This is a genomic window from Halomonas shantousis (genome assembly GCF_054654615.1).
On sequence record NZ_BAAIER010000001.1, the window covers coordinates 107,943 to 133,597 of the forward strand.

General features: G+C 59.4%; 23 protein-coding genes and 1 pseudogene. 9 read left to right on the forward strand and 15 right to left on the reverse strand.

What is annotated here, in order from left to right:
• Nucleotides 1-4: 4 nt before the first annotated feature.
• The 5 genes from arcD to ACYQ12_RS00480 form a co-directional block, all read right to left on the reverse strand.
• The gene (gene arcD, locus ACYQ12_RS00460; RefSeq protein ID WP_459866081.1) at nucleotides 5-1,432 is read right to left on the reverse strand and encodes an arginine-ornithine antiporter; all 1,428 of its coding nucleotides are present in this window, start codon (nucleotides 1,430-1,432) and stop codon (nucleotides 5-7) included.
• Nucleotides 1,433-1,637: 205 nt separating this feature from the next.
• Nucleotides 1,638-1,823: a hypothetical protein gene (locus ACYQ12_RS00465; RefSeq protein WP_459866084.1), complete on the reverse strand. Its 186-nt coding sequence runs from the start codon at nucleotides 1,821-1,823 to the stop codon at nucleotides 1,638-1,640.
• 3 nt (nucleotides 1,824-1,826) lie between these two features.
• Entirely contained in the window at nucleotides 1,827-2,051 is a 225-nt protein-coding gene (locus tag ACYQ12_RS00470; RefSeq protein WP_459866087.1) for an AAA family ATPase, read from the reverse strand.
• On the reverse strand, nucleotides 1,973-2,299 hold the full coding sequence (locus tag ACYQ12_RS00475; RefSeq protein WP_459866090.1) for a TraR/DksA family transcriptional regulator: 327 nt from the start codon (nucleotides 2,297-2,299) through the stop codon (nucleotides 1,973-1,975). Before ACYQ12_RS00475 ends, ACYQ12_RS00470 begins: the two co-directional genes overlap by 79 nt.
• A gap of 134 nt (nucleotides 2,300-2,433) precedes the next feature.
• A complete protein-coding gene (locus ACYQ12_RS00480) occupies nucleotides 2,434-3,462 on the reverse strand; it encodes a zinc-dependent alcohol dehydrogenase family protein (protein ID WP_459866093.1) in 1,029 nt (342 codons plus the stop codon).
• A gap of 544 nt (nucleotides 3,463-4,006) precedes the next feature.
• Between ACYQ12_RS00480 and ACYQ12_RS00485 the strand changes: the two genes are divergently transcribed.
• From ACYQ12_RS00485 to ACYQ12_RS00500, 4 genes are all read left to right on the forward strand, one after another.
• Nucleotides 4,007-4,525, forward strand: a complete 519-nt coding sequence (locus ACYQ12_RS00485; RefSeq protein ID WP_459866096.1) for an Hsp20/alpha crystallin family protein — start codon at nucleotides 4,007-4,009, stop codon at nucleotides 4,523-4,525.
• 70 nt (nucleotides 4,526-4,595) lie between these two features.
• Nucleotides 4,596-5,582: a zinc-dependent alcohol dehydrogenase family protein gene (locus tag ACYQ12_RS00490; protein ID WP_459866099.1), complete on the forward strand. Its 987-nt coding sequence runs from the start codon at nucleotides 4,596-4,598 to the stop codon at nucleotides 5,580-5,582.
• Nucleotides 5,583-5,830: 248 nt separating this feature from the next.
• Entirely contained in the window at nucleotides 5,831-8,497 is a 2,667-nt protein-coding gene (locus tag ACYQ12_RS00495) for a bifunctional acetate--CoA ligase family protein/GNAT family N-acetyltransferase (protein ID WP_459866102.1), read from the forward strand.
• A 46-nt stretch (nucleotides 8,498-8,543) separates the two neighbouring features.
• A complete protein-coding gene (locus ACYQ12_RS00500) occupies nucleotides 8,544-11,285 on the forward strand; it encodes a cation-transporting P-type ATPase (protein ID WP_459866105.1) in 2,742 nt (913 codons plus the stop codon).
• A 99-nt stretch (nucleotides 11,286-11,384) separates the two neighbouring features.
• Here the strand turns inward: ACYQ12_RS00500 and ACYQ12_RS00505 are convergent, their stop codons facing one another.
• Nucleotides 11,385-12,299, reverse strand: a complete 915-nt coding sequence (locus tag ACYQ12_RS00505; RefSeq protein WP_459866108.1) for a LysR family transcriptional regulator — start codon at nucleotides 12,297-12,299, stop codon at nucleotides 11,385-11,387.
• A gap of 156 nt (nucleotides 12,300-12,455) precedes the next feature.
• On the opposite strand from ACYQ12_RS00505, the gene ACYQ12_RS00510 reads away from it, so the two are divergent.
• The 3 genes from ACYQ12_RS00510 to ACYQ12_RS00520 all read left to right on the forward strand — a co-directional run bounded on the left by ACYQ12_RS00510 (nucleotide 12,456) and on the right by ACYQ12_RS00520 (nucleotide 16,715).
• The gene (locus ACYQ12_RS00510) at nucleotides 12,456-13,967 is read left to right on the forward strand and encodes a CoA-acylating methylmalonate-semialdehyde dehydrogenase (RefSeq protein ID WP_459866111.1); all 1,512 of its coding nucleotides are present in this window, start codon (nucleotides 12,456-12,458) and stop codon (nucleotides 13,965-13,967) included.
• Nucleotides 13,968-13,993: 26 nt separating this feature from the next.
• Nucleotides 13,994-15,646 (forward strand): GMC family oxidoreductase, encoded by a 1,653-nt coding sequence (locus ACYQ12_RS00515; RefSeq protein ID WP_459866114.1) that lies wholly within the window; start codon nucleotides 13,994-13,996, stop codon nucleotides 15,644-15,646.
• Nucleotides 15,647-15,728: 82 nt separating this feature from the next.
• Nucleotides 15,729-16,715, forward strand: coding sequence for an Rpn family recombination-promoting nuclease/putative transposase (locus ACYQ12_RS00520; protein ID WP_459866117.1), 987 nt, complete (start codon nucleotides 15,729-15,731; stop codon nucleotides 16,713-16,715).
• Nucleotides 16,716-16,860: 145 nt separating this feature from the next.
• Here ACYQ12_RS00520 and ACYQ12_RS00525 read toward each other — a convergent pair whose 3' ends face one another.
• The 7 genes from ACYQ12_RS00525 to ftsZ form a co-directional block, all read right to left on the reverse strand.
• Nucleotides 16,861-18,204 carry a PepSY-associated TM helix domain-containing protein gene (locus tag ACYQ12_RS00525; RefSeq protein WP_459866120.1) on the reverse strand — a complete coding sequence of 448 codons (1,344 nt, stop codon included), beginning with the start codon at nucleotides 18,202-18,204 and terminating at the stop codon, nucleotides 16,861-16,863.
• Nucleotides 18,205-18,406: 202 nt separating this feature from the next.
• The gene (locus tag ACYQ12_RS00530) at nucleotides 18,407-18,805 is read right to left on the reverse strand and encodes a DUF2946 domain-containing protein (RefSeq protein WP_459866123.1); all 399 of its coding nucleotides are present in this window, start codon (nucleotides 18,803-18,805) and stop codon (nucleotides 18,407-18,409) included.
• 742 nt (nucleotides 18,806-19,547) lie between these two features.
• Nucleotides 19,548-20,858, reverse strand: a complete 1,311-nt coding sequence (locus tag ACYQ12_RS00535) for an arsenic transporter (RefSeq protein ID WP_459866126.1) — start codon at nucleotides 20,856-20,858, stop codon at nucleotides 19,548-19,550.
• A 14-nt stretch (nucleotides 20,859-20,872) separates the two neighbouring features.
• Complete coding sequence (gene arsH, locus ACYQ12_RS00540) at nucleotides 20,873-21,589, reverse strand: arsenical resistance protein ArsH (protein WP_459866129.1); 717 nt, start codon at nucleotides 21,587-21,589, stop codon at nucleotides 20,873-20,875.
• Nucleotides 21,586-21,999, reverse strand: a complete 414-nt coding sequence (gene arsC / locus ACYQ12_RS00545) for an arsenate reductase (glutaredoxin) (protein WP_459866132.1) — start codon at nucleotides 21,997-21,999, stop codon at nucleotides 21,586-21,588. Before arsC ends, arsH begins: the two co-directional genes overlap by 4 nt.
• Complete coding sequence (locus ACYQ12_RS00550; RefSeq protein ID WP_459866135.1) at nucleotides 21,996-22,352, reverse strand: ArsR/SmtB family transcription factor; 357 nt, start codon at nucleotides 22,350-22,352, stop codon at nucleotides 21,996-21,998. The genes arsC and ACYQ12_RS00550 overlap by 4 nt, the downstream gene beginning before the upstream one ends.
• A 435-nt stretch (nucleotides 22,353-22,787) precedes the next feature.
• Entirely contained in the window at nucleotides 22,788-23,927 is a 1,140-nt protein-coding gene (gene ftsZ / locus ACYQ12_RS00555; RefSeq protein WP_459866138.1) for a cell division protein FtsZ, read from the reverse strand.
• A gap of 382 nt (nucleotides 23,928-24,309) precedes the next feature.
• Between ftsZ and ACYQ12_RS00560 the strand changes: the two genes are divergently transcribed.
• Together ACYQ12_RS00560 and ACYQ12_RS00565 are read left to right on the forward strand one after the other, a co-directional pair.
• Nucleotides 24,310-24,513, forward strand: a complete 204-nt coding sequence (locus ACYQ12_RS00560) for a putative motility protein (RefSeq protein ID WP_459866141.1) — start codon at nucleotides 24,310-24,312, stop codon at nucleotides 24,511-24,513.
• Nucleotides 24,514-24,719: 206 nt separating this feature from the next.
• Nucleotides 24,720-24,857, forward strand: a complete 138-nt coding sequence (locus ACYQ12_RS00565) for a hypothetical protein (protein WP_459866208.1) — start codon at nucleotides 24,720-24,722, stop codon at nucleotides 24,855-24,857.
• 25 nt (nucleotides 24,858-24,882) lie between these two features.
• On the opposite strand, the pseudogene ACYQ12_RS00570 reads toward ACYQ12_RS00565, so the two are convergent.
• Nucleotides 24,883-25,074, reverse strand: a pseudogene (locus ACYQ12_RS00570) (lipid ABC transporter permease/ATP-binding protein); the annotation flags it as partial.
• Nucleotides 25,074-25,478, reverse strand: coding sequence for a hypothetical protein (locus ACYQ12_RS00575; RefSeq protein WP_459866144.1), 405 nt, complete (start codon nucleotides 25,476-25,478; stop codon nucleotides 25,074-25,076). The gene ACYQ12_RS00575 and the pseudogene ACYQ12_RS00570, both read right to left, overlap by 1 nt.
• Between the last annotated feature and the right edge of the window lie 177 nt (nucleotides 25,479-25,655).

Consider the following 25,655-nt stretch of genomic DNA (forward strand, 5'->3'; position numbering starts at 1 on the left):
CGCATCAGAGCGACAGGTAACCGGTGTACAGACCGTACGCTGCAAGAGCGGCGCCGATCAGGACAGCGGCAAAGATCCACTTTTCCATGGGGCGAAAGACGGGGAGATGCTGCTCGCGCTTGGCCTTGGCGAAGAAGAGAGCGCCGGGCGCGTAGAGCAGTGCCGAGAGCAGGATGTACTGCACGCCTCCGGCATAGACCAGCCAGGCGCTGTAAATGACAGCGATCAGGGCAGTGATCAGATCCTTGCGGCGTTCATGCGGCTGTCGTTCGTAGGTCTCGCCGCGCCAGCTCACCAGGACGGCATAGGCGGCCGACCAGAAATAAGGCACCAGAATCATGGAGGTGGCCAGGTAGAACAGGCTCAGGTAGGTGGATTCGTTGAACAGCGTCAGGATCAGGAAAAGCTGGATCAGCCCGTTCGACACCCAGAGTGCGTTGCTCGGAACCTGTTTGGCATTCTCCTTTTTCAGGAAACTCGGCATCGTGTGATCGCGGGCACCGGCAAACAGGATCTCGGCACACAGCAGGGTCCAGGCCAGTAGTCCCCCCACCAGGGAGATCACCAGACCGAAACTGATCAGGATGGAGCCCCAGCGTCCCACGACATGTTCCAGCACGCCGGCCATGGACGGGTTCTGCAAGGTGGCCAGCTCGGGCTGGCGCATGACGCCCATGGACAGCACGTTGACCAGCACCAGCAGCAGGAGAACGCTCAAGAAGCCGATTACCGTGGCCCGGCCCACGTCGCGACGACTTTCGGCCCGGGCCGAGTAGATGCTGGCGCCTTCGATACCGATGAAGACCCAGACCGTGACCAGCATCATGTTCCTCACTTGATCCATGACGCTGCCGAGATCGGTGTTGCCGCGCCCCCAGAAGTCGCTCAGGAAAATGTCGCTATCGAAGGCGAAGGCCACGATGACAATGAAGACGATCAGTGGCACGACTTTCGCCACGGTCGTGATCAGGTTGATGAAAGCCGCTTCCTTGATGCCGTTCAGGATCAGGAAGTGAATGCCCCACAGCAGCAGGGAGGCGCAGACGATGGCGATAGGCGTATTGCCCTCACCGAAGACGGGAAAGAAATACCCGACAGTACTGAACAGAAGAACGAAATAGCTGACGTTGCCGAGCCAGGCGCTGATCCAGTAGCCCCAGGCGGACGAGAACCCCATGTAATCGCCGAAGCCTGCCTTGGCATAGGCGTAGATCCCCGAATCCAGATCGGGCTTGCGGTTGGCCAGTGTCTGAAAGACGAAGGCCAGCGTCAGCATGCCGATGGCGGTGATCAGCCATCCGATCAGGACGGCACCTGCACTGGCACTGGCGGCCATGTTCTGCGGCAAGGAAAAGATTCCGCCGCCGATCATCGAGCCGATGACGAGTGCGGTAAGAGCGCCTATTTTCAACTTCTGTGTAGACTGCACCATTTTTAGCCTCATCAAAGAAGAGGGTCTTCGTGGCTGGTAAGTTCGTGCCTAACTCATGGGTTATCCAACAAATCAATGGGCATGGATTTCATTGTCATCACCAGGGCAATTCGTTAGCTGGTATCGTGTATTGTATGCACACGTGTACCCATATAATTTGCTCTACATCAGCTTTGCGCTCTGTCTGAAAAGCGTCTGCGCTCACTCATGCAGCGTTAACAATCAGCTCGAGCGCGAGTCCGGACTCGGCGTCCCCATTAAAATGCTCATTTACACCACGTAAATCCGAATGCAGGCCCAGTCCGTTTATCGCCCGTCGATTTTTCAGACAAAACTTAGCTAACTGCTGTCGACGAAGATGAACGGCAATGAATACCTTGATGGTTTTCATTTTTTAGCGTCTCGAGCGGTCGAACACTGTTCTAGTCAATAAAGTTCGGAAGAAGGGCATGCCGGCCCCGCCGTGAGCCAGCGATGTCTTGCCGGTACCCGGCGGGCCGATCAGCAGGATAGACGCAGTGGAAAGAGCCCGCGTTCCTGCTACAGGTCGGCGCAATCCTTGCAACGGGTCGTGTAGGGCAAGGCCACGAGACGATCGGGCGCAATCGGGTCGCCGCACTCTTCGCAACGGTCGCCGACCTGGGCATCGATACGAACCAGGGCTCGCTCGACTTGGGCCAATTCCTCTTTTGCCTCCGCCTCGAGCTGCTCCACCACTTCGTCATTTTGAACTTCAAGCGCTTGCTCTTCGGGATTCTTGTCTAAGGGACCACTGGTACGGTGCTGATGGTCCTGATAGCGGCGAATACGTGTCTGGAGATCTGCCCGCAGCCCTTCCAGCAGGGCCTTTCTGTCTTGTGTCGCCATGATCCACCCGGCAAAGTTGCTTCAGGGAAAGTCATCAGGTCATTAAAGGCAATCGCGCAGCTCGTTACGCTCTGGCTGAAAAATGCCTGCGCTCACTCAGGCATTTTCAGCCAGAACTTAGGCCGAATCGTTGATCAGGCCGTCAGTAGCATCTTGATCGCTTTTTCCGAGGCGGCGCGTGAGAACACGTCATAGGCCTGCTCGATCTCGCTCAAGGCAAAACGATGCGTGATCAGACTCCCCGCATCGATACCACCGGCTTCGAGAAAGCGCATCAATACGGGGATAGTATTGGTATTTACCAGACCCGTGCGTACGGTGATGTTCTTGATCCAAAGATCCTCGATGCGGAGCTCGACGCTACGACCATGCACTCCGATATTGGCGAGCCGGCCACCGGGACGCAGGATGCGCTGGCAGGTATCGAACGACTCGGGAATGCCCACTGCCTCCATGGCCACGTCGACGCCTTCACCGTCGGTGAGTTTCATGACGGCCTCGACTGGGTCGGCACTTACGGCATCGGTTGCGCCCAGCTGGCGAGCCACGGCCAATCGATTTTCATCGGGGTCGACCATGATGATGCGGGCCGGTGAATAGAAGCGGGACGTGAGCAGGGCCGCCAGACCGATCGGGCCGGCGCCGACGATGGCTATGGTATCGCCGAGCTTGACCTCGCCATTGAGCGCGCCAATCTCATGCCCGGTGGGCAGAATGTCGCTCAGCATCAAGGCTGCGGCGGGATCGAGTGCCGGCGGTAAGCGGTAAAGACTATTGTCAGCATGCGGAATTCGCACGAACTCAGCCTGTGTGCCGTCGATCTTGTGTCCCAGAATCCAACCGCCATCGCGACAATGCGCGTACATGCCTCGTTTGCAATAGTCGCAATGCCCGCAGGAAGTGATACAGGAGATCAACACCTGGTCCCCGGGCTTTAGGCTGCTGACGCTGTTGCCGACTTCCTCGACAATACCGACTCCCTCGTGACCCAGGGTGCGGCCGGTCTCGACTGCGGGGACATCGCCCTTGAGTATATGCAGATCGGTTCCGCAGATGGTGGAGTGTGTTATTCGTACGATGGCATCGGTGGGCTTTTCGATACCCGGGCGAGACTTGTCCTTCCAGCTTTTTTGCCCCGCTCCTTCATAAACAAGCGCTTTCATTATCTTGTTCCTGTTTCGTGGCTTGAGAGCTCGACTAATGAATAATTAACATAGAAATATAAGGCGATAAAAAATTTGATCAGTATCAAGCATAGTATAGAAATGTCTTCACTAGGCAGTGAAGCTAATGATGGATAAAGATTGGCTTAGCGGTAGTGCATGACAGGAGCGCTCTGTTATAGCTAACTTCTATAACTGAAGGCACTAACGCCATCTACAACGAAAAGCTTACTACTCCTGCAGCTGAAGAGATTGCCGCGCATTCAATCTGGCTGTTGCGCAATAGTTACATGAAGTCGTTAAAATATGTAGTTTGATGTTTGCCTGGTTGGTTTGTTGATCCAAGTCAAAATATAAATTCTTTTGGCTTTTTTATATACTCGAAGAGCTTTCCAAGAAGAGATTACCCACTATAAGTAACCATGTGGTAGAAGCGTGTTCCGGTAAAGATTGATCGTCCGATATAAAAGTCATGATCATTACGATATAAAGTCACGAACTCTGTTATCACCGTCCGCGAGTGCACGGATCCAGGAGTACCGACGTGGATAAGACCGCCAATCAGCCTTTGCAAGCTAGCCAGGAGCCTTCCAGCCAAGAGCCTTCCTCAGTATCGTCCCATCGATCGTTGAATCCCTTGGAGGAGTTCGATCATATGGTGGAAGGGTTTTTCGAACGAAGCTGGATGAAGCCTTTCTTCAAAGACGACCTTGTGAAGGAGCGCCTAGGCTTTTTCGGTCAACACAACCCCAAGGTTGACATTGTCGATCGCGAAAAAGAGATCATCGTTCGCGCCGAAATGCCTGGCGTGGACCGCAAGGAGATTGATATCGAGATTACCGGTCACTCCTTGGTGATCAAGGGGCACCGTTCGGGAGAAGCGAAAGAAGAAAAGGAAAGGTATTACCATTCGGAGATGTGGCAAGGTTCCTTCGCGAGAACCATCGCCTTGCCGGTTGATGTCGATGAACATCATGCTGAAGCTAAATTCAAGGACGGCATCCTTACGATCACGTTGCCCAAGGCCAAGCAGGACGTGCGACGTAAATTAGAGGTCAAATAAGCCGAAGGCGCCGGTGACGATATCGTCACCGGCGCCATCTTCAATTCGAGTACATGACTTTATGAAGGCTATGGTGCTTGAGAAACAGGGCGGACCTATTCAGGAGAGGGACCGACCTATTCCTACGCCTGGGCCCGGGCAGGTGTTGCTCAAGGTTGAAGCCTGTGCGGTATGTCGTACCGATCTGCATTTGCTGGATGGTGAACTACCGGATATTTCGTATCCCATCATTCCCGGCCATGAGATCATTGGCCGCGTTGCGGGTTGTGGTCCCGGGGTTACGCTAGTGCATGGCGCTCGTCTGGGCGTGCCATGGCTGGGCTATAGCTGTGGCGAGTGCTGGTATTGCTCACATGAGCAGGAAAACCTTTGTGACCGGGCTCGCTTTACCGGTTACCAGATCGATGGTGGCTTTGCCGAATACACCCTGGCGGATCATCGCTTCTGCTTTCCCATCAGTCCCGACTATAGTTCAGCAGCGGCGGCACCGCTGATGTGCGCTGGCCTGATCGGTTACCGTTCCTTGAGCATGTGTGGCAATGATCTGCAGCGCCTGGGTATCTACGGTTTTGGCGCCGCGGCCCATATCGTGGCCCAAATCGCCCTATGGCAGGGTGTCGAGCTATACGCCTTTACTCGTCCGGGAGATGAACGTGCCCAACTGTTTGCGCAACAGCTGGGGGCAACTTGGGTAGGTAACTCCGATCAGCTTCCCGATGTGCCACTGGATGCAGCAATTATCTTTGCCCCTGTCGGGGGGCTTGTGCCCGCTGCACTGCGTGCAGTGCGTAAGGGCGGTCTGGTGGTCTGCGGCGGAATTCACATGAGTGATATTCCCTCCTTCCCCTATGCGCTGCTCTGGGGTGAACGCCAGTTGCGTTCAGTGGCCAACCTGACCCGCAAGGACGGCGAGAAATTTCTGGAGTTGATCTCCAAGGCAACCGTCCGGACCAGGATAGAGCATTACCCGCTTCATGCCGCCAATGAAGCACTCAGGCATCTTAGGGACGGCAAGCTGACCGGTGCTGCTGTGTTGGTAATGGCTGGAAATGAATAACTATGGTTAACAAGAGATATCGCTTACCGCTCGCAGCACCGGAATATAAATTCTATATCGCATAGCCGTGTACTGTTTCGGGTCAACTTGGGCCATGCCGGCAAGGCCGCCACAGGCGTCAAGCTGCCGGGCTGTGTCTCGGATTCTGCCTCTCCGGCTCAGGGAGTGAGCTAGCCGCAAAGAGCGATCGTGATGAACCGGCGAACAGATGGCGTGTCCTGCGACCGGACGATGATCGGAGATATTCGATGTCGATTCGTAATCTGAATGCGCTGTTTTCTCCCGCCACGATTGCTCTGATCGGTGCCAGTAACCGTCCTGGCTCAGTGGGTGCCGTGCTGGCGCGCAATCTCTTCGAGGCCGGTTTCGAGGGGCCTATCCTGACCGTGAATCCAAGAGAGCGGGCCATTCGTTCGGCCCTAAATTACCACACCATCAGCGAACTGCCGCTGGCCCCCGATCTGGCAATCATCGCGACGCCGCCCGATACCGTGCCGGAGCTGATCCGCGAACTCGGGGAACGGGGCTGTCGTGCTGCGGTGGTGATCACGGCCGGTTTCGGCGAGGGAGAGCGTGCGGATGGCAAGGCGCTCAAGCAGGCGATGCTGGAAGCAGCCAGGCCCTACCTGATGCGCATCGTCGGGCCCAATTGCCTGGGTATCCTGGTGCCGCACCGGGGAATCAATGCCAGCTTCGCGCATCTCACGCCACAGAAAGGCGACGTGGCCTTCGTCACCCAATCGGGCGCGGTGGCGACCTCCATCCTCGACTGGGCCTCGGCGCGTGGCATCGGCTTTTCGCATGTGGTTTCCCTCGGTTCGATGAGCGATGTCGATTTCGGTGACATGCTCGATTACCTGGCCCTCGACCCCAAGACACGGTCCATTCTTCTCTACGTCGAGGCCGTTACCGAGGCACGCAAGTTCCTGTCGGCGGCCCGCATGGCCTCGCGCAACAAGCCCGTGGTGGTGGTCAAGGCCGGGCGCAGCGATGCCGGTGCCAAGGCCGCGCTGTCGCATACCGGCGCACTGGCCGGCGCCGATGCCGTCTATGCCGCCGCGTTCCGGCGCGCAGGGATGCTGCGGGTCAACACGCTCGATGAGTTGTTCCAGGCCGCAGGCACCTTGGCCACCGGCATCCGCGTGAAGGGCGACCGGCTGGCCATTCTCACCAATGGCGGAGGAATCGGTGTCCTGGCGGTCGATGAGCTGGCTGACATGGATGGACACCTGGCCGAGCTCTCCGAGGCGACGCTGGCGCGCCTGGATGCCTTTCTGCCCAAGGCGTGGTCGCATGCCAATCCCGTCGATATCCTTGGCGATGCGCCCGGGCGGCGCTATGCCGGCGCACTCGAAGCCTTGCTCGACGAGCAAGGAGCGGATGCGATTTTCATCATCAACTGCCCGGTGGCGGTCGCCGATAGCTTGGACGCTGCCCGGGCCGTGGTCGAGACGCTCGGCACGCGACGACCGGCAGTCCTGACCTGCTGGCTGGGCGAAGGGGCACCGGCCGAGGCCCGGCGCCTGTTCGCCGAGAAACGTATCCCATCTTACGAAACGCCGGAGCAAGCCATTCGGGCCTTCCGGCACCTGTCCAGCTACTGGCGGAATCAACAGGCCCTGATGGAGACACCACCGGCCATTTCCGATGCCCTCATCATCGATCAGGCCAGGGCGAACGCTATCATCGACAGCGTGCTCCGGGACGGACGTCATGTACTGACCGAGCCAGAGGCGGCGGGGGTGCTGGCAGCTTATGGAATCCCGACGGTACCGGCCATCATGGCGCGGACCCCCGAGGACGCGAGCGAGGCAGCCCGACAGCTGGGTTTCCCCGTCGTATTGAAGATCCTGTCGCGCGATATCTCGCACAAGTCCGATGCAGGAGGCGTGCAACTGAATCTGGCTTCGCCCGCTGCCGTGACGCAGGCGGCCGAGGATATGCTCGCCACGGTTCGCCGGGTGGTCCCCGGGGCGCGGGTCGACGGCTTCAATGTGCAGCCGATGATTCGTCGGCCCGGGGCATACGAACTGATTCTGGGCGTCTCGGAAGATAGCGTCTTCGGTCCGGTCATCCTGTTCGGGCAAGGAGGGACGGCAGTCGAGGTCATCGGTGACCGGGTCATCGGTCTCCCGCCGCTCAACCCCCTCCTGGCAGAAGAAATGATCCAGGCGACACGTATCTCGCGCCTGCTACGCGGTTACCGCGATTGTCCTGCGGCCGACCTCGAGGCGATCACGCTGACGCTCATCAAGCTATCGCAACTGGCCAGTGACCTGGACCGCGTGGCCGAGCTCGATATCAATCCGCTCCTGGCCGATGCCTCAGGGGTGATCGCCCTGGATGCGCGTATCGTGGTCAGGACGGACCATGGCCAGCGGCGTCCGCTGGCCATTCGCCCATACCCGCAACAGCTCGAGCATGTCATCGAGACACGCAATGGCCAGCGCTATTTCCTGCGTCCCATTCGCCCCGAAGACGAAGGCGCACTGGTCGACATGCTTCGTCATTCCTCGCCCGATGATGTGCGACTGCGCTTCTTTGGGGCCATTCGCGGGTTCGATCATGCCTTCGCGGCTCGCCTGACCCAGATCGACTATGACCGGGAAATGGCCTTCGTGGCGATGCCGCCGGACAGGCAGGAGATCGTCGGTGTCGTCCGCCTGTCTGCCGACCCCGACAAGGAGAGCGCCGAATTCGCGATCATGGTGCGTAGCGACATGAAAGGCACCGGGCTTGGCTATCGGCTCATGCAGCAGATTCTCGCTTATGCCCGTGATAGCGGTATCCGCCAGGTATTTGCCGATATATTGCGGGAGAACCAGGCCATGCGGCAGATGGCGGAAGAGCTGGGCTTCGTGGTCCAGCCCATGGAGGATGGGGCAGACACCGTGACGGTGACGCTCAGTCTGTAACGGCAATACGCCATTGCCCGCTCACGTTGATTGCCAGGGAGACGGTATGGAGATACCCACCGCCACACGCAATGTCGATTCTCTACCCGCTAGTCAATCCCCCGAGGTCCATGCCCGACAGGTCGATGACGTCCTGACATCGCTGGGGGCCTCGCCCGCCGGCTTGTCGGAAGACGAAGCGACCAGACGCCTGGCGAGGTACGGACGTAACCAACTGCCGGCAGTGGCCGGCCGCCATCCGCTGTTTCGCTTTCTCGCGCAGTTTCATAATGCCCTGATCTATTTTCTGCTGGTGGCCGCCGCCGCGGCATCGCTACTGGGGCATTTTGTCGATGCGGCAGTCATCGTCACCGTGGTGCTGGTCAACGCCGTGGTCGGTTTTGTCCAGGAGGGCAAGGCGGAAAAGGCGCTGAATGCGATCCGCAACCTGATCGCACCGCAGGCGCACCTGATGCGGGAAGGCCGACGGATCAAGGTGCCGGTCGATGAAATCGTGCCTGGCGACATCGTGTCGCTGGAGGCCGGGGACCGAGTCCCTGCCGATCTGCGGCTCATCCGGGCCCATGCGTTGCGCGTCGAGGAAGCCATTCTGACCGGCGAATCGGTGGCGGCAGAGAAGCGGGAGACGCCGGCACCGAAGGAGGCGGCACTCGGTGACCGTCATTCCATGGTGTATTCGGGCACGCTAGTGGCCACCGGTCAGGCGACAGGGGTCGTTACCGCCACCGGCAGCGATACCGAGATCGGGCGAATCAGCGCGCTGCTGCGCGAGGTCCAGCCCTTGACCACGCCGTTGCTGCGCCAGATCAACCGCTTCGGAACGCAGTTCACCTGGATTACGCTGGGCGTGTCCGCGGCATTGTTTGCCTTTGCGGTGCTGCTACGCGGCTATGCCTGGCCGGACGCCTTGATTGCCGTGGTGGCCTTGGCCGTGGGCGCCATCCCCGAAGGCCTGCCGGCGGTCATCACCATCACGCTGGCCATCGGCGTGCAGCGCATGGCACGGCGCAATGCCGCGATCCGGCAACTACCCGCCGTGGAAACCCTGGGGGCCACGTCGGTTATCTGCTCCGACAAGACCGGCACGCTGACCCGCAACGAGATGACGGCGCGGCGACTGGACGTCCCTGGTGGCCGGTTTACGGTTACCGGCGCGGGCTATGTGCCGGAGGGGCGTCTGGAAGCCGAACCGGCAGGCAGCGCTGCGGAGGATCAGCGGCTGGCGGACAGCAGGAGGCTGATTCTGGCCGGACTGCTCTGCAACGACGCCCAACTGAACCAGACCGGCGGGGAGTGGCATGTCATCGGCGATCCGATGGAAGGGGCGCTCGTGACGCTGGCTCTCAAGGCCGGCCTGGATCCGGAGCGTACACGCCATGAATGGTCGCGCCTCGACGAGATTCCCTTCGATGCCAAGCACCGATTCATGGCCACGCTCAACCGTAATGCAGCGGGTGAATGCCGGATCTTCGTCAAAGGGGCACCGGATGAACTTCTGCAGTCATGCACGGCCCAGGCTGAGGGCGAGGGCCGTGTGGCGCTGGATCGAGGCGCCTGGGCGGCACGGATCGCGGAAGCGGCCGCCCAGGGCGAGCGGGTGCTCGGCTTTGCCGTCAAGCCGATGCCTTCCGATCGCGACAAGATGGAGTTTGCCGATCTTGAGGACGGCCTGGTCTTTGTCGGCCTGGTCGGGTTCATCGACCCGCCGCGCGAGGAAGCCATGGCCGCCATCGAGGAGTGCCACTCCGCCGGGATCGCGGTGAAGATGATCACCGGCGACCATGGTACGACGGCAGCGGCCATTGCCCGCCAACTGGGGCTGGGTGAGAATCCGCGCGTGCTTACCGGGCGTGAGCTCGACGCCATTGCGGATAGTGACCTGCCAAGCCTTGTGGCCGAGACCAGTGTCTTTGCCCGAACCAACCCCGAGCACAAGCTGCGCATCGTCCGGGCACTGCAATCGAGCGGCGCCATCGTGGCGATGACGGGGGATGGGGTCAATGATGCACCATCGCTGAAGCAGGCGGATGTGGGGATCGGCATGGGGCACAAGGGGACCGATGCGGCGAAGGAGGCATCGCAGATGGTTCTGCTCGATGACAATTTCGCTTCCATCGTGTCCGCGGTGAACGAAGGCCGGGTAGTCTATGACAATATTCGCAAGGTGGCGGCATGGACACTGCCGACCAATGGCGGCGAGGTGCTGGCCGTCATTGCCGCGATCCTGTTCAACTTTGCCATGCCGATGTCGGCTGTCCAGATCCTGTGGATCAACCTCGTCACGGCGGCCACGCTCGGCCTGGCTCTGGCGTTCGAGCCGGCCGAGCCCAATGTCATGCGTCGCCGGCCCAGGCCGGTCGATCAGGGGCTGCTCACCCCCTTTCTCATCTGGCGTGTCGTGCTCGTGTCGTTGTTGTTCCTGGCCGCGGCGCTGGGCGTTTTCTTTTACTCGCTTGGCCGCGGGGACGAGTTGGCCATGGCCCGTACCCTGGTGGTCAACACGATCGTGGTGCTGGAGGTCTTCTATCTCTTCAACGTACGCTACCTGCACATGACCTCGTTCAATTGGCGCGGTGTGCTGGGTACTCCCGCGGTGCTGATGGCGGTCACTGTCGTCGTCATCGCTCAGTGTGCATTCACCTACCTGCCGCTCATGCAGGGAGTGTTCGATACCCGGGCGGTTGCTCTCGCCGATGGAGCGCTGATCATCGGTACGGGCATCGCCCTCATGATCGTGCTGGAGCTCGAAAAGGTACTGATGCGGCGAGCGGGTTGGCTAGGGCGCTGAGTGAGACGAGAAGATGCCCAGGCAGGCAACGCACTGCCTACTCTTTGGATTCCGTGCTTTCGGCTACGCTTCTCGAGCTTAAGAGAGCTGATGGCGCGCTTAGCCAATGGCAGTTCCCCAGACCTTTTCTAGAGCCCGAAGCGCAGTGCTGACGATAGGATCCTCGCGCTGTTCCCGACGCCAGATAATGCTGAGTGCACAGGGCAAGTGCACATCGGGCACCACGGCGAGTCCGCGTTCCTGACGTTCCTGGATGGCGACAGCATCCCGCGCCAGGCTCAGCCCGACGCCGGCGCGTACCAGGTCGAGCATGGACATCTCCTGATCCACCTGGGCGACGCGCCGTCGTGTTACCCCTGACGGAGCGAGCACGTTCTCGATGAGGCGGTGATGCACGGAAGTTGGCGGTGTCACGATCCATGGCAGCTCGGCCAGATGCTCCCAATCGGTATCTTCGAAATGACGCTCCCAGCCGGCGGGTGCGATGATCTGATAGTGGAATCGTGTGAGTTCGAATCCCTCTATCTCGTCTACTTCCTGCCGTATGGCCGGCAACGCTCCCGGTGCCTCAAGAAAGAAGCCGATATCCAGCTCGCGGCGCTGCAGACGCTCTAGCACGGTACCGCTCATGCCATGGAGCAACTCGGTTTCGATCTGAGGAGCCCGTTCCACGAGCCGCTGCAGGAAGGCACCGAGACGGATGAACTCAGGGTCGACAATGGTGCCGATGCGTAGCTTGCCACGCACTGTGGTATGCAGGGTGCGTGCGGCGAGGTCGAAAGCGTCGACAGCGGCCAGTGCCTTCTCGGCTGCGGAAAGCAGGGCATGGCCATCCGGTGTCAGGGCCAGGCCTTGCGGATGGCGTATGAACAATGTGCGTCCGACCTGCTCCTGGAACTGCTTGAGCTTGAGACTGACGGCGGGCTGGGTCAGGTGAAGGATTTCGGCGGCGCGGGAAACGCTGCCTTCACGGGCCACATTGACGAAGGCGCGCAGAGCGCGAAGGTCACGCATGTCGGCTCCCCGTCGAGAACATTGCACATCCTATAGGATATAAGGCTTTCTTATATCTCATTTTTGAATTTCTCAATTGCTTGGCTCTTTCCGATCCCGATAGCTTTGTTGAATACCCCGGGTTTCGCTGATTACAACGACACAGGTAAGCATGCCATGACGATCTCTTCTATCGACCATTATATCAATGACCATATGACGGCAGGTGACAGTACGCGCCGCCAGGACGTCACCAACCCGGCCACGGGAAAGACGACCGGGCAGGTGGCGCTGGCCTCCCGAGCCGATGTCGATGCTGCGGTCGCTGCCGCCACGGCGGCGTTTCCCGCCTGGGCGGACACGCCGCCGATCCGGCGTGCGCGAGTCTTGTTCCGCTTCCTGGAGCTGCTCAATGCGCACAAGGAAGAACTGGCCCGGGCCATCACCGCGGAGCATGGCAAGGTATTCAGTGACGCGATGGGCGAGGTGGCGCGTGGCATCGATATCGTCGAGTTCGCCTGTGGTATTCCGCAACTTCTCAAGGGGGACTACACCGAGCAGGTCAGTACCGGCATCGACAACTGGACGATGCGCCAGCCGCTGGGCGTGGTGGCCGGCATCACGCCATTCAACTTCCCGGTCATGGTGCCGATGTGGATGTTCCCGGTAGCTCTTGCCGCAGGCAACACCTTCATTCTCAAGCCGAGCCCGCTCGATCCCAGCCCATCGTTGCTGATGGCCGATCTGCTCAAGCAGGCCGGATTGCCGCAAGGCGTATTCAATGTCGTCCAGGGAGACAAGGAGGCGGTCGAGGCGCTGATCGAGCACCCCGAGGTGCAAGCATTGAGTTTCGTCGGTTCCACGCCGATCGCCAATCACATCTACGAACAGGGGGCACGCCACGGCAAGCGCGTACAGGCGCTTGGTGGTGCCAAGAACCACATGGTGGTGATGCCGGATGCCGATCTCGACAAGGCTGTCGATGCGCTGATCGGGGCGGCCTACGGCTCTGCCGGCGAGCGTTGCATGGCGGTCAGCGTGGCGGTGCTGGTGGGAGAAGCTGGCGACAAGCTGGTGCCGCGCCTGGCCGAGCGGGCACGTGAGCTCAAGATCAAGAATGGCATGCAGGCCGACGCCGAGATGGGGCCGATCGTCACCCGGGCGGCACATGAGCGCATTCTCGGCTACATCGAGAAGGGGGTGGCCGAAGGTGCCGAGCTGGTGGTCGATGGCCGCGAATTCGACGCCACGACTACCGGCGATGGCTGCGGCGAGGGCTTCTGGATGGGCGGCTCGCTGTTCGATCATGTCGAGCCGCAGATGGCCATCTATCGCGAGGAGATCTTCGGGCCGGTGCTGGCATGCGTGCGGGTGCCGGATATCGCTTCCGCCATCGAACTGATCAACGCCCACGAGTTCGGCAACGGCGTGAGCTGCTTCACCGAGAGCGGTCACGTGGCGCGGGAATTCGGCCGGCGCATCCAGGTGGGAATGGTCGGCATCAATGTGCCGATCCCGGTACCCATGGCATGGCACGGTTTCGGTGGCTGGAAACGCTCGCTGTTCGGTGACATGCATGCCTATGGTGAAGAGGGCGTACGTTTTTACACCAAGCAGAAGTCGATCATGCAGCGCTGGTCGAACAGCATCGAGGCCGGTGCCGAATTCGTCATGCCCACCGCCAAATAAATAGGCGGCGCGAGAGGAGGCATGCCATGAGCCAGCACCATTTCGACTATATCATCGTGGGCGCGGGTACCGCCGGGTGCCTGCTTGCCAACCGCCTGAGCGCCGACCCCACCAGGCGTGTGCTGCTGATCGAGGCAGGCGGGCAGGATAACTACCACTGGATTCACGTGCCGGTGGGCTATCTCTACTGCATCAACAATCCCCGTACCGACTGGCTGTTCAAGACCGAGCCGGATGAAGGGCTCAATGGTCGTTCCCTGATCTATCCGCGTGGCAAGGTGCTGGGCGGCTGTTCGAGCATCAACGGCATGATCTACATGCGTGGCCAGGCGCGTGACTACGATCATTGGGCGAGCGTGACCGGCGAGCAGGCGTGGGGCTGGGAGGCCTGCCTGGAAGACTTCAAGCGCCACGAGGATCATTATCGACTGGACGATGCCCATGCCGCGGAGGGTTTTCAGCGCTTTCATGGGCATGGCGGCGAATGGCGGGTAGAGCGGCAGCGGCTCAAATGGCAAGTGCTGGACGATTTCGCCCTGGCTGCCCAGCAAGCAGGCATCCCGGCGACCGAAGACTTCAATCGCGGCAACAACGAAGGTGTGGCCTACTTCGATGTCAACCAGCGCAACGGCTGGCGCTGGAATACCGCCAAGGCATTTTTGCGTCCTGTCCTCAAGGCGCGCGCTAACCTCACGCTGTGGCACGCCAGTCAGGTCCATCGGCTGCTGTTTGAGCCGGATACCCAGGGCACGCCGCACTGCTGTGGCGTCGAACTCAAGCGCGACGGTCAGATGCTCAAGGTCGCAGCTCATCGCGAGGTGGCATTGTGTGCCGGTGCCATCGGCTCACCACAAATACTGCAGCTTTCGGGCATCGGCCCCGAAGCGCTCCTCAGGCGCCACGATATCGCACCGGTGCGGGTGCTGCCGGGAGTGGGCGAGAACCTGCAGGATCATTTGCAGATTCGTTCGGTCTATCGTGTCACCAGTGCCAAGACGCTCAATGCCATGGCCTCGACCCTGTGGGGCAAGATGGGTATCGGCCTGGAATATCTTCTCAGACGCACCGGGCCGATGAGCATGGCCCCTTCCCAGCTCGGGGCGTTCGCGCGCAGCTCGGCGGAGCATGAGTACCCCAACGTCCAGTATCATGTTCAGCCGCTGAGTCTGGAGGCTTTCGGCCAGCCGCTGCATACCTGGCCTGCCATCACCGCCAGCGTGTGTAATCTCAACCCCACCAGTCGCGGTCACGTGCGCATCAAGAGTGCCGATCCCGGCGCGGCGCCGGCCATTTCGCCGTGCTATCTGAGTACTGATGAAGATCGCAAGGTGGCGGCGGATTCACTGCGTCTTACCCGTCGCATTGCCGAACAGCCGGCCTTCGCCAAGTACGAGCCGGAAGAGGTCAAGCCGGGCGTGCAGTACCAGACCGACGAAGACCTCTGGCGACTCGCGGGGGATATCGGTACGACGATTTTTCATCCCGTGGGAACGGCAAGGATGGGACGCCAAGATGATCCGACGGCGGTGGTCGATCCGCAACTGCGTGTGCGAGGGGTCGTGGGGCTGCGCGTGGTGGATGCCAGCATCATGCCGACCATCACCAGCGGCAACACCAACTCGCCGACGCTGATGATTGCCGAGAAGGCGGCGTGCTGGATGCTGGCGGCAAACCCCTGACAGCCATCGTTTCGTCGCGTGGTGCCTCGAGTCAGGAAAGCGACGTGGTACTCTGTCGGCCTATCAATGCCAGGGGCGCCGTATGGCCAGTAACCACCACGACACCGGATACAAGGAACTCTTCAGTTACCCCGAATTCGTTCAGCAGCTCATCGAGGGCTTCGCGCCATCCGATGTCGCTGAGCTGATGGATTTTACGACCCTCAAGAATCACAGCGGCAACTACATCACGCCCCTGTTCGAGGAGAAGTTCGAAGATGTGGTGTGGTCGGTGGAAGTTGACTGGCAGGGCGTGACGCAGCGGGTATTCCTTTACATCCTGCTGGAATTCCAGTCCTCGGTGGATCACCGCATGCCGATCCGCCTGATGCATTACGTGGCCTGCTTCTACGACCATCTGCTCAAGAACAAGGTCACTACGCCTGGTGAGGGGCTGCCCCCCGTGCTGCCCATCGTGCTTTACAACGGCTCTCAGCGCTGGTCAGCGCCGCAGGATATCTACGATATGGTAAGGCCGGAACCCCCGGGCTTCCTGCGGGTCTACCAGCCCCACCTGCGTTATTATCTGATCGACGAGGGGCGTTATACTGACGAAGAGCTAGCCGCGCGACAGACACCTTTGAGCGGCGTGTTCGGTATCGAGAACGCTTCTCTAGGGCGGGAGGCCCTGCAACGGGCCGTCGACCGGATCGTGGCGATCATCCAGGCTGACCCTAACAAAGACCGCATCGACACGATCGTTACCCGCTGGCTGAAACGCCACTTGCAGCGGCTCGGGGCCGACATCAACCTGGATCGGCTCAACAGCTTGATAGAGGATAGAGATATGCTCGCGGAAAACCTGGAAAACTGGGCGAAGAAGGAACGTCAGGAAGGGCGCCAGGAAGGACGTCAGGAAGGGCGGCAGGAAGGCTTTGCAGGCTTGCTGCGTGTGCAGCTCGTTTTCAAGTTTGGTGAACTGCCGTCCTGGGTGGATGAGAAACTCGCGAAGGCGTCTGATGCACAGCTGAGTGCTTGGGGGACCCAGTTGCTGACTGCCAACACGCTAGGTGAGCTGTTCGACGACTGAGTTTTTCTTTCAGGGATTTGGCTGAGGCGGTCCTCCGTTTACTGGGGTTCACCGAAGTGTTCGAACCTCTTCTGGCGGAAACATGCGACACGCTACTGGCACCCGGCATGCGAAGGCATGCCGGGTGCGCTTTGCTACCGATTATCTACTGTACCGCGGGGGCTTTCGGTTGGGCCCTCCAATGACGCACGCCGGCATCCACCAATGCCATGATGATCATCGAGGCTCCGACAAGAGGGAAGATCACCCCTCCGATCGCGAGCAGCGCAAGGACGCCGCGTAGCCTGCGTGGGTCACGTGGTGCCGGCGGCACACCGAGTTTTCCGCTGGGACGGCGCTTCCACCACATGACACCCGACGATACGCACAGCAGGACGATGCCGGCGCATGCCAGGGCGAGAATGATCTGGTTGGCTATGCCGTACTGCTGCCCCAGGTGGACATTGACTCCCCACTCCAGTGTACGTCCCATCGGGCCGTAGTCGGCATAGCGCATGTCGAGTAGCGGTTTGCCGCTGTACTGGTCCAGATGCACGACACGCTGCAGGCTCAGATCATTGGGATAGATGGAGCCGGTATATACCCCTTCAGGGCTGTTGGGCAGATTGATCGCATAACCCGGTGCCAGGCCCAGCGAGTCGAACGCTGCCACTGCACGGTCCAGGCCGATGGGCGATACCGTACTGTCCGAGGATGTCGGAAGGCGTGCCTGCTCCAGCGACCAAGTCGTCAGCTCGCGCTCGGCAAGCCGGGCGTCGGACATGGGAATGTTGACGCGAACGCCGTCGGGATAACCGAAATTATTGCCGTTGGCCCACTCGTTGACCTTGCTACCCCAGAGTGTCGACCAAGGCATGCCGGTGATCGCCAGGAACAGTATGAATCCGCCGACGAACACTCCCGTCACGGCATGCAGGTCGCGCCAGAATACCCGTTTTGCAGGTCTCGAGCGTACCGTCAATACGCCGCCCCGTTGGCCACGGGGCCACCAGAGATAGAGGCCGGTCAGCACCAACAAGATCGACCAGCCGGCCACGATCTCGATGATCAGGCTCGCTGTCGAACCGAAATAACTGAGACTGTGCAGATGACGGATCAGCCACATCACGCTACCCCGGTAGGGCATGCTACCGGTTACCTCAGCCGTATAGGGATTGACGAAGACGGCCTGTTGATCGCCATCTGACGTAAGGATATCGATCTCGGTGGCCCTGTCGGAGGCTGCCGGAGTGACATAACGGAATACCTCCCCCGGCTGCGCCTCGAGTGCCGCTGTCAGCTGGGTCTGGGGGGAGACCGGTGTGGCACCTTCGGCTTCTACCTGCATACGGTCGGCATACAGCCATTGGTCTATTTCATTGTCAAACAGGTAAAGCGCTCCGGTCACGGCGAGCAGGATCAAAAACGGGATCACCATCAGTCCCGCATAGAAGTGCCAGCGCCAGACGGCGCGGTACAGGTCATTGGTTTCTCGGCTTGTACGAGACATAGCGCATCTTCCTCAGGGGAGACATCGTCGGCGTACGTGTGAAACGCGTGCGATGTCATCAATCCAGGCGTGGGAAAAACGGCTCCGGCGGGATATCGCTTGCAAGGCCCGCTGTCCGTCGATTATGTCGTCGTTGTGCTTGATGGCTGCCGGTTAAACGGAACAGGGACAACGCAACGACAGGGCTTGACCTGACATTCCGTCAGGAAAGCGCGGCCGGAGGGGCTCGAGTCAGCGCGTGAGGAAAGACAGCAAGTGTGCCATATCCCAAACGGATGGCAGTAAGCCGCTGAGACGATGCCGGCGGCGAGGCCTGCGTCGTCTGGGGCAGGGCCGTTTCGAGCACGGGCACGTGCTGGAACAGCGAGCAATAGTCACACTGTTGATGCCAGCTAAAGACGGCTTTCGTATGAAGCGAAGCGAAGGCCGTGGCCGGCTTGTTCACCGCCGAGGTTGATATACCCGAATGGTGGGCGGGCTTCACCCGGTCGAACGCACTGAGCTGGCCGATGACCGGCCCCATCATCAGCAACAGCATCGCCAGCAACGCCAAGTGGGCAGCGCGCTGAGAAGCTCGACAGTTGATCTGGCGAAGTGACATAGGGCGATACGGGGCAGAGAAAGTCCGCTATGGTAAGCCATGCCTACGGGAACGTATGCAGCCAGATACGTGATCTTTTGACGCACCCAAGTTTTTATATGGCACCGGGGCAACCCGTCGTTGAGAGAGTTCTGTTGCGGCGGGATACGCAAGCGGCGTCCGCCGCTACCACGGTGCGCTGACATGGCGCATCAAGGCGCGGGAAAGGGGAAACCTGGTGCAATCGGCCAGCCAAATTTCAGCTTTTCGGCAGCGCCTCTTCATCTGCTAGGTTCTGGATTCGTTTTCTTGTCATTGATAAGAAACAAACTTATTTTTCTGGCATGGAATTTCCATATAAGAACATGATGAGGATTTTTATCCTGCGCCATTGGCATATGAGACAAGCAGCCTTCATGGCAGCCAGGACGCGTCGATGAAAGCCAAGCAATTCCATGTCATCTGACCATGAGACTCGTTAGATGACGCACCGAGTGAGCTGGCGTGCTCCCCTAAGTTCTGTCTGAAAAGTCGGCGAGCGATACTCAGGCAAGGCAAAAATCAGCGATAAAGCGGAGTTTACGTGCTGTAAATGAGCACTTTGAGCTGGTTTTTAACACTGCATGAGTGAGCGCAGACATTTTTCAGACAGAGCGTAGTCCCCTTTACGGGGACTTCTTTTATGCCTGCACTTTATTTCAATGGTCGCACGGGGCGGATTGGCTCGGACCGATGGGGTGTCGTCGAGCACTTGCGAATCCATTTATCGTGACGATATCGCCGGCAGCCAGAGCGCAAGAGCGATCAGCGTGGCCAGCAGTACCGGTGGAGTGATCACCAGCCCGACCTTCATGTACTGCCCCCAGCTGATTCGGTAGCCCTTGCCGGCCAGTACGTGCAGCCAGAGCAGTGTGGCGAGACTGCCAATGGGCGTGAACTTGGGTCCCAGATCGTTGCCGATGACGTTGGCGTAGACCATGAGTTGCTGCGTGTGATTCGCTACGTGCGCCTGATCTATGGCCAACGCGCCGACCAGGGTCGATGGCATATTGTTCATCAGCGAGGCCAGAATGGCGGAGGCAAAACCCGTGCCGAGGGTAGCCATGACGTCCCCCTGCTGGCTCAGCCACACCAGGACATCCGCCGCCCAGGCCGTGAGCCAGGCATTGCCCAGTCCGTACACGACGAGGTACATGCCTATGGAAAACAACACAATCTGCCAAGGGGCATTCTTCAGTACCTTTCTGAGCGAGACGACATGCACATGCCCGGGAGAAAGCCACCGCCCGGCGATAGCCATCAGGATGAGCGCCGCCGTTCCCATGATGAAAGAGAACGGAATCTCCCATTGGGCGGTCACGAATAGTGCCACCAACAAGACGGTCAATAGCGGGAATGCTGCCCGAAAAACCTGGTGGTCACGGATGGCCGTTGCTGGCGCCTCCAGCCGTTCGACCCGATATTGGGCGGGTATCTGCTTGCGGAAGTAGATGCCCAGGACCAGCAGAGTGGCGGCCAACGATACCAGGTCGACCGGCACCATCACCTGAGCGTAACGATCGAAGCCAATCTCGAAGTAATTGGCGCTGACGATATTGACCAGATTCGAGATGACCAACGGCAAACTGGTCGAATCTGCCACGAACCCCGTCGCAATGATGAAGGCCAATGCCGCGCCGGGGCGGAACTCGAGCCGAGCCAGGATGGCCACCACGATGGGTGTCAGCAGGAGTGCTGCGCCATCGTTGGCGAACACGGCGGCAATGAGCGCACCCAGCATGACGATCAGCGGAAACAGCAGTCGCCCCCGTCCATTGCCCCATCTGACGATGTGCAGGGCGGCCCAGGCAAAGAACCCCGCCTCATCCAGAATCAGGGAAATGATGATCAACGCCACGAAGGTGAAGGTGGCATCCCAGACGATATGCCAGACAACGACGACGTCATGCCAATCGACGACGCCCGCCAGCAAGGCCACTGCAGCACCGCCCAGGGCGCTCCAGCCAATGCCGAGCCCCTTGGGCTGCCAAATGACGAGTACCAACGTGACCAGAAAGATCGCAAAGGCCAGCATGTAGACATTCCCTATCAATGCGTCTTTTGATTGACTCGCGTGGAGACGGCTTCGGCACTCTCGACACGCTCCGAGTAGCGGTCGGTGAGGTAGGCTGCTCGGCCTCGCGTCAGCCAAGTGAACTTCACCAGTTCTTCGCAGACATCGACGATACGCAGGTAGAGCGGAGACAGCCGCATCCGCCCGGCTTCATCGAACTCGTCGAAGGCCTTGGGTACCGAGGACTGGTTGGGGATAGTCAGCATGCGCATCCAGCGCCCCAGAATGCGCAACTGGTTCACGGCATTGAAGCTCTGGCTGCCACCGGAAACCTGCATGATGGCCAGTGTCTTGCCTTGAGTCGGTCGAACACCGCCAAGGGCCAGGGGAATCCAGTCGATCTGAGCCTTCATGATGCCGGTCATGGCGCCATGCCGCTCGGGACTGACCCACACCATACCCTCGCTCCACCCGGCCAGTTCGCGCAGTTCCTGTACTTTCGGGTGGTCGGCTTCGGCATCATCCGGCAGCGGCAATCCCGAGGGATTGAACGTGCGAACGTCACAACCATACCAGCGTAGCAAGCGTCCGGCTTCTTCCGACACGAGGCGCGAGTAGGAGCGCTCCCGCAGTGAACCGTACAGCACCAGTATACGTGGCGGATGCCGGGACTGGTCGGGGCCGGCTAACGTATCGATATCGATGGGCTGCAAACGCTCAAGGTCAATGTTGGGTAGCTGATCCAGACTCATGATGCCGTTCCCCCGAGACGTACGACCTCGCCATCCTCCTTGGTGAATTCGACCACCGGATGTGCCAGCAGGGGTAATACTTTCTCCGAAGGCCGGCACAAGCGTGCACCCTTCTCGGTCACAACGATGGGCCGATTGATCAGGATAGGGTGAGCCAACATGGCATCGATCAGCTGGTCGTCACTGAGCTCGGGATCGTCCAGTCCCAGCTCATCGTAGGGTGTGCCCTTGCGCCGCAGAAGTGCCCGCGGGGACATTTCCATTTCCGCCAGCAGTTCGACGAGCTTTCCTCTTGCAGGCGGTGTTTTCAGATACTCGATGACATGTGGCTCTTCCCCGGATTGGCGCATCATTGCCAAGGTATTGCGGGACGTGCCGCAGTCCGGGTTGTGATAGATCACGCTGATCATGATAGGTCATCCTCTCTAGATGAGGTGCAAGGGCGCAGTTCCTGCAAGAGGGGGGCACACAGTTCGGGATGTCCTGCACAGCAGTCGTGTATCAAAAAGCCCACTGTTTCCCGTATACGCTCCAGGTTGGCGCGATAAATCACCGAGCGGCTATGCCGCCGAGATATGACCAGACCGGCCCGTGACAGGACTCCCAGATGCGTTGACATCGTGTTGTGAGGAACTTCCAAGAGACGTGCGATTTCACCTGCGGGCAGGCCCTCCGGCTCATGGCGTGCCAGTAGCCGGAAGGTCTCCAGGCGAGTCGGCTGGGCAAGGGCCGCGAACGCTTCGATAGCGATTATATTGTCCATATGTCCAGAATTGCAGACATAAAATAAAAATTCAATAACGAAACGTTCATACCAGAAGAAAATTGCGAGAATGCTATTTCCCAGCGCAAGGGAAGCCCATCTGAACGATCCGGTGCTTCCTCAGATAATCAATCGGCAGTGGTTATTTTTTAACCAACAACTAAGGGTATGTTTTAAAAGAATTTTTAGCCATAATTCACATTTCCGGTGTATAACCTTGCTGTTCACGAGAGATGATAAGTCCCGCCAACAAAAGGCTGACGGGAGATGACCTTCTGCTAGGTGTCAGGACCTGCCTGAAAAGTCAGCGAGAATGGCCAGACAAGACAAGAATCGGTGAAAGAACAGAGTAAATGCGTATCTCGAGTCAATCTCTAACGCCGTATGGACGCGCGCAGCTATTTTCAGAGGAGGCCCAGGCTAGCTTGGCTTCCCTTATTCAGACGGCCTGCGAAGGAACGCCGGTATATCCAAGTAGTCGCTGTTTTGTTTCCCATCCTGCTGGCGAGACTTCGTACCAGGTGAGGTCGGCTGCTGATGACCTGGAGCCGACCGAGAAGGGGATTGCCGGGCGGAGGCAGTCTCACCTTGAGCCGCTACGCCTGATGTTTCCTGCAGGCCGGCAGCGACGATCGATACTCTAATCGCATCATGCAACTCGTTAGACAGCGAGGTGCCAATGACGACCGTCGCTTCATCAGAGGTGAACTCACGAATAGTTTCGCCTATCTCGTTGAACTCACCGATCGAAATATCACGGCCAGCCGTGATATTGACCAGCACCCCGCCCGCTCCCTTGATATCGTATTCTTCGATCAAGGGGCTCTTTACTGCCGCAAGCGCTGCTTGTCGCGCTCGGCCCTCTCCTTGCCCCGTGCCGGTACCGATCTTGGCCCGTCCACGGATCTGCATGACCGCTTTTACATCGGCAAAGTCGACATTGATCATCCCTGGGGAGGTGATCACCTCCGCAATTCCCGAGACGGCGTTCTTGAGTACATCATTGACAGCCGCAAAGGCGCTAAGCAGAGATGCTCCCTTGCCGAGAGTTTGCATCAGACGGTCGTTCGGAATGACGATCAGTGAGTCGACAACCCGTTCCAGCGCTGCGATGCCGGCTTCTGCCGCTTGCCGACGCTTACCGCCTTCGAAAGAGAAGGGCCGTGTGACGACGGCGACAGTAAGAATGCCCATCTCCTGAGCAATTTCAGCGATCACTGGGGCTGCGCCAGTGCCGGTTCCTCCCCCCATGCCGGCCGTTATGAACACCATGTCCGCGCCGGCCAGGCGTGCCTGGATTGTCGAACGACTTTCTTCGGCTGCCTGGGTGCCAAGTTCAGGATTGGCACCGGCTCCCAAGCCCCGGGTGGTATTGTTCCCGATGGGCAGTGCTGCAGATTGCGGCAACGATTTCAGCGCCTGAAGGTCCGTGTTGGCGGCAAAGGCATCGATCCCCTGCAAGGAGTTGCTCTGAATGATATGCAGGATGGTGTTGCTACCTCCCCCCCCGACGCCAACTACCTTGAGGTTGGCAAGAAGATCTTCGGTGGGCGGATGGTCAAGTTGGCGTGGCATTGGAACCTCGTAAGCTGTCGGGCTAGCGTCAGTTCAGCATAACAGGTGAACCTGCACTTATGCTCGAGTGGGAGTATTCCGTTCAGTGCCTGGGTAGGGACCTCTCAGCTAGGCAGTAAAACTGGGTTATTGCCTAGCTGGAAATATATTTATACCGTTATCTTTTCTATACATAAATACATAAAAAGATGCGCGTGCCATCAGCGATACTGCTTGTACCGCATGTCATTACTTCACTCTCTCCGTGTGACCACACGCAGCTGCACTGATTGAAGATACGCTTTGATACCGCCGCATAGAGCCTTGACTTTCAATATTTTTCCTGCCCGGCCGATACAGATATTGGCGTTTGAGGTTTTTTCCAACCAGCAGGGAGATTCACATGGATTCGAGTATTAACAATGCTGTCAGCGCGGCGCTTGCCATGCAGCAGGCGCAGGTCGCCACGGAAGCACAAACGAAATTGATGAAAACCGCGATGGACACGCAAGCGAGTCAGGTATCGCAACTGATGGCATCGGTAACGCCGACAGATCAGCTTGCCACTGAAGGTTCGGTCGGTACGCGTATCAATACCTTCGCCTGAGTCCGTTCAGCCAAGCCGCACTACTTAGCCGGCCACCGCGCCGGCTTTTGCGTTTCACGACATATTCCTTCGACCTTGACCCGCTCCATGAACACTGACAGGAGCGGGTTCCGGGTATCGTGTCGTGATGTCAGGCCCAGATGTCCTGATCTGTATCGCGACGCCAACGCCTTGAGCGATATTACCTAGGCATGTGCAACGCCAACGTGCCACTGTTTGATACTCTGCTGCGCCTGCCACATGCGCCGGTAGCGCTCGGCACTCTCCATCAGTTCGGCATGACGGCCGCGCGCCACCAGGCGGCCCTCGTCGAGGATCCTGCAGGATGGCGCGTGCAATGGTGATACGCTGGCGCTGTCCCCCCGAGAGGAATACGCCACGCTCACCGACGCGGGTGTCGTACCCGTCGGGCAGCTCGGCGATGAAGTCATGGGCCTGGGCGGCCTTCGCCGCGGCAACGACGCTTGCCATGTCGGCATCGGGTGAGCCCATGCGAATGTTGTCGGCCACGCTGTCGGAAAACAGGAAGGTGTCCTGAAAGACGAAGGCCACCTGTTGCATCAAGGTGGACCGACCAGTGCCGTGATGGTCCCCGGGGCCACGTCGAAGCTGACATTCCCAAGCGCCTCGCCACCGGTGGGCGAATAGCGAAGCTCACGTCCTCGAAACGCAAGCTGGCGTCTGACTCGCGACGCCAACGCGTCAGCATGGCCTTGTTGGCAGCCAGGGCCTGCCTGATAGCGGCCGAACGTCTCGTAGCCTGTATCGAAAGTCCTGACCACCGGCATGGCCTGTACAAACTCGACGATGGATGCGCTCACCTGCTCGCGTGCATCGTTGTAGAGCCGCGCCATCTCGCCTCGCTTGCGCAGTGCCTGGCTGAGAACGGCAAAACCGAGCATCAGCACGGCCAGGGTGCCCAATGCGAGGCGCCAGTCCAGCCACAGCAGCACGCCAAGGGTCACGATGGGCGTAACATAGGCACGCGCATAGAGCGGGGTGCTGTACCGCCTTGCGAATCTCGCCGAAGCCGAAGTTTACGATGGTCTGTTCGACCGATTTCTTGAAACCGGACTCGTCTGGAATGCTGCGCTGTTCCAGCAGCCGGGGGGCTCGTCGGCGCCTCTTGGCGCAGAGGCGCG

Excerpts from the sequence above, each read along its gene's own strand:
- arcD (WP_459866081.1), bottom strand. The coding sequence starts at position 1,432 with ATGGTGCAGTCTACACAGAAGTTGAAAATAGGCGCTCTTACCGCACTC.
- ACYQ12_RS00465 (WP_459866084.1), bottom strand. The coding sequence starts at position 1,823 with ATGAAAACCATCAAGGTATTCATTGCCGTTCATCTTCGTCGACAGCAG.
- ACYQ12_RS00475 (WP_459866090.1), bottom strand. The coding sequence starts at position 2,299 with ATGGCGACACAAGACAGAAAGGCCCTGCTGGAAGGGCTGCGGGCAGAT.
- ACYQ12_RS00480 (WP_459866093.1), bottom strand. The coding sequence starts at position 3,462 with ATGAAAGCGCTTGTTTATGAAGGAGCGGGGCAAAAAAGCTGGAAGGAC.
- ACYQ12_RS00490 (WP_459866099.1), top strand. The coding sequence starts at position 4,596 with ATGGTGCTTGAGAAACAGGGCGGACCTATTCAGGAGAGGGACCGACCT.
- ACYQ12_RS00495 (WP_459866102.1), top strand. The coding sequence starts at position 5,831 with ATGTCGATTCGTAATCTGAATGCGCTGTTTTCTCCCGCCACGATTGCT.
- ACYQ12_RS00500 (WP_459866105.1), top strand. The coding sequence starts at position 8,544 with ATGGAGATACCCACCGCCACACGCAATGTCGATTCTCTACCCGCTAGT.
- ACYQ12_RS00505 (WP_459866108.1), bottom strand. The coding sequence starts at position 12,299 with ATGCGTGACCTTCGCGCTCTGCGCGCCTTCGTCAATGTGGCCCGTGAA.
- ACYQ12_RS00510 (WP_459866111.1), top strand. The coding sequence starts at position 12,456 with ATGACGATCTCTTCTATCGACCATTATATCAATGACCATATGACGGCA.
- ACYQ12_RS00515 (WP_459866114.1), top strand. The coding sequence starts at position 13,994 with ATGAGCCAGCACCATTTCGACTATATCATCGTGGGCGCGGGTACCGCC.
- ACYQ12_RS00520 (WP_459866117.1), top strand. The coding sequence starts at position 15,729 with ATGGCCAGTAACCACCACGACACCGGATACAAGGAACTCTTCAGTTAC.
- ACYQ12_RS00525 (WP_459866120.1), bottom strand. The coding sequence starts at position 18,204 with ATGTCTCGTACAAGCCGAGAAACCAATGACCTGTACCGCGCCGTCTGG.
- ACYQ12_RS00530 (WP_459866123.1), bottom strand. The coding sequence starts at position 18,805 with ATGTCACTTCGCCAGATCAACTGTCGAGCTTCTCAGCGCGCTGCCCAC.
- ACYQ12_RS00535 (WP_459866126.1), bottom strand. The coding sequence starts at position 20,858 with ATGCTGGCCTTTGCGATCTTTCTGGTCACGTTGGTACTCGTCATTTGG.
- arsH (WP_459866129.1), bottom strand. The coding sequence starts at position 21,589 with ATGAGTCTGGATCAGCTACCCAACATTGACCTTGAGCGTTTGCAGCCC.
- arsC (WP_459866132.1), bottom strand. The coding sequence starts at position 21,999 with ATGATCAGCGTGATCTATCACAACCCGGACTGCGGCACGTCCCGCAAT.
- ACYQ12_RS00550 (WP_459866135.1), bottom strand. The coding sequence starts at position 22,352 with ATGGACAATATAATCGCTATCGAAGCGTTCGCGGCCCTTGCCCAGCCG.
- ftsZ (WP_459866138.1), bottom strand. The coding sequence starts at position 23,927 with ATGCCACGCCAACTTGACCATCCGCCCACCGAAGATCTTCTTGCCAAC.
- ACYQ12_RS00560 (WP_459866141.1), top strand. The coding sequence starts at position 24,310 with ATGGATTCGAGTATTAACAATGCTGTCAGCGCGGCGCTTGCCATGCAG.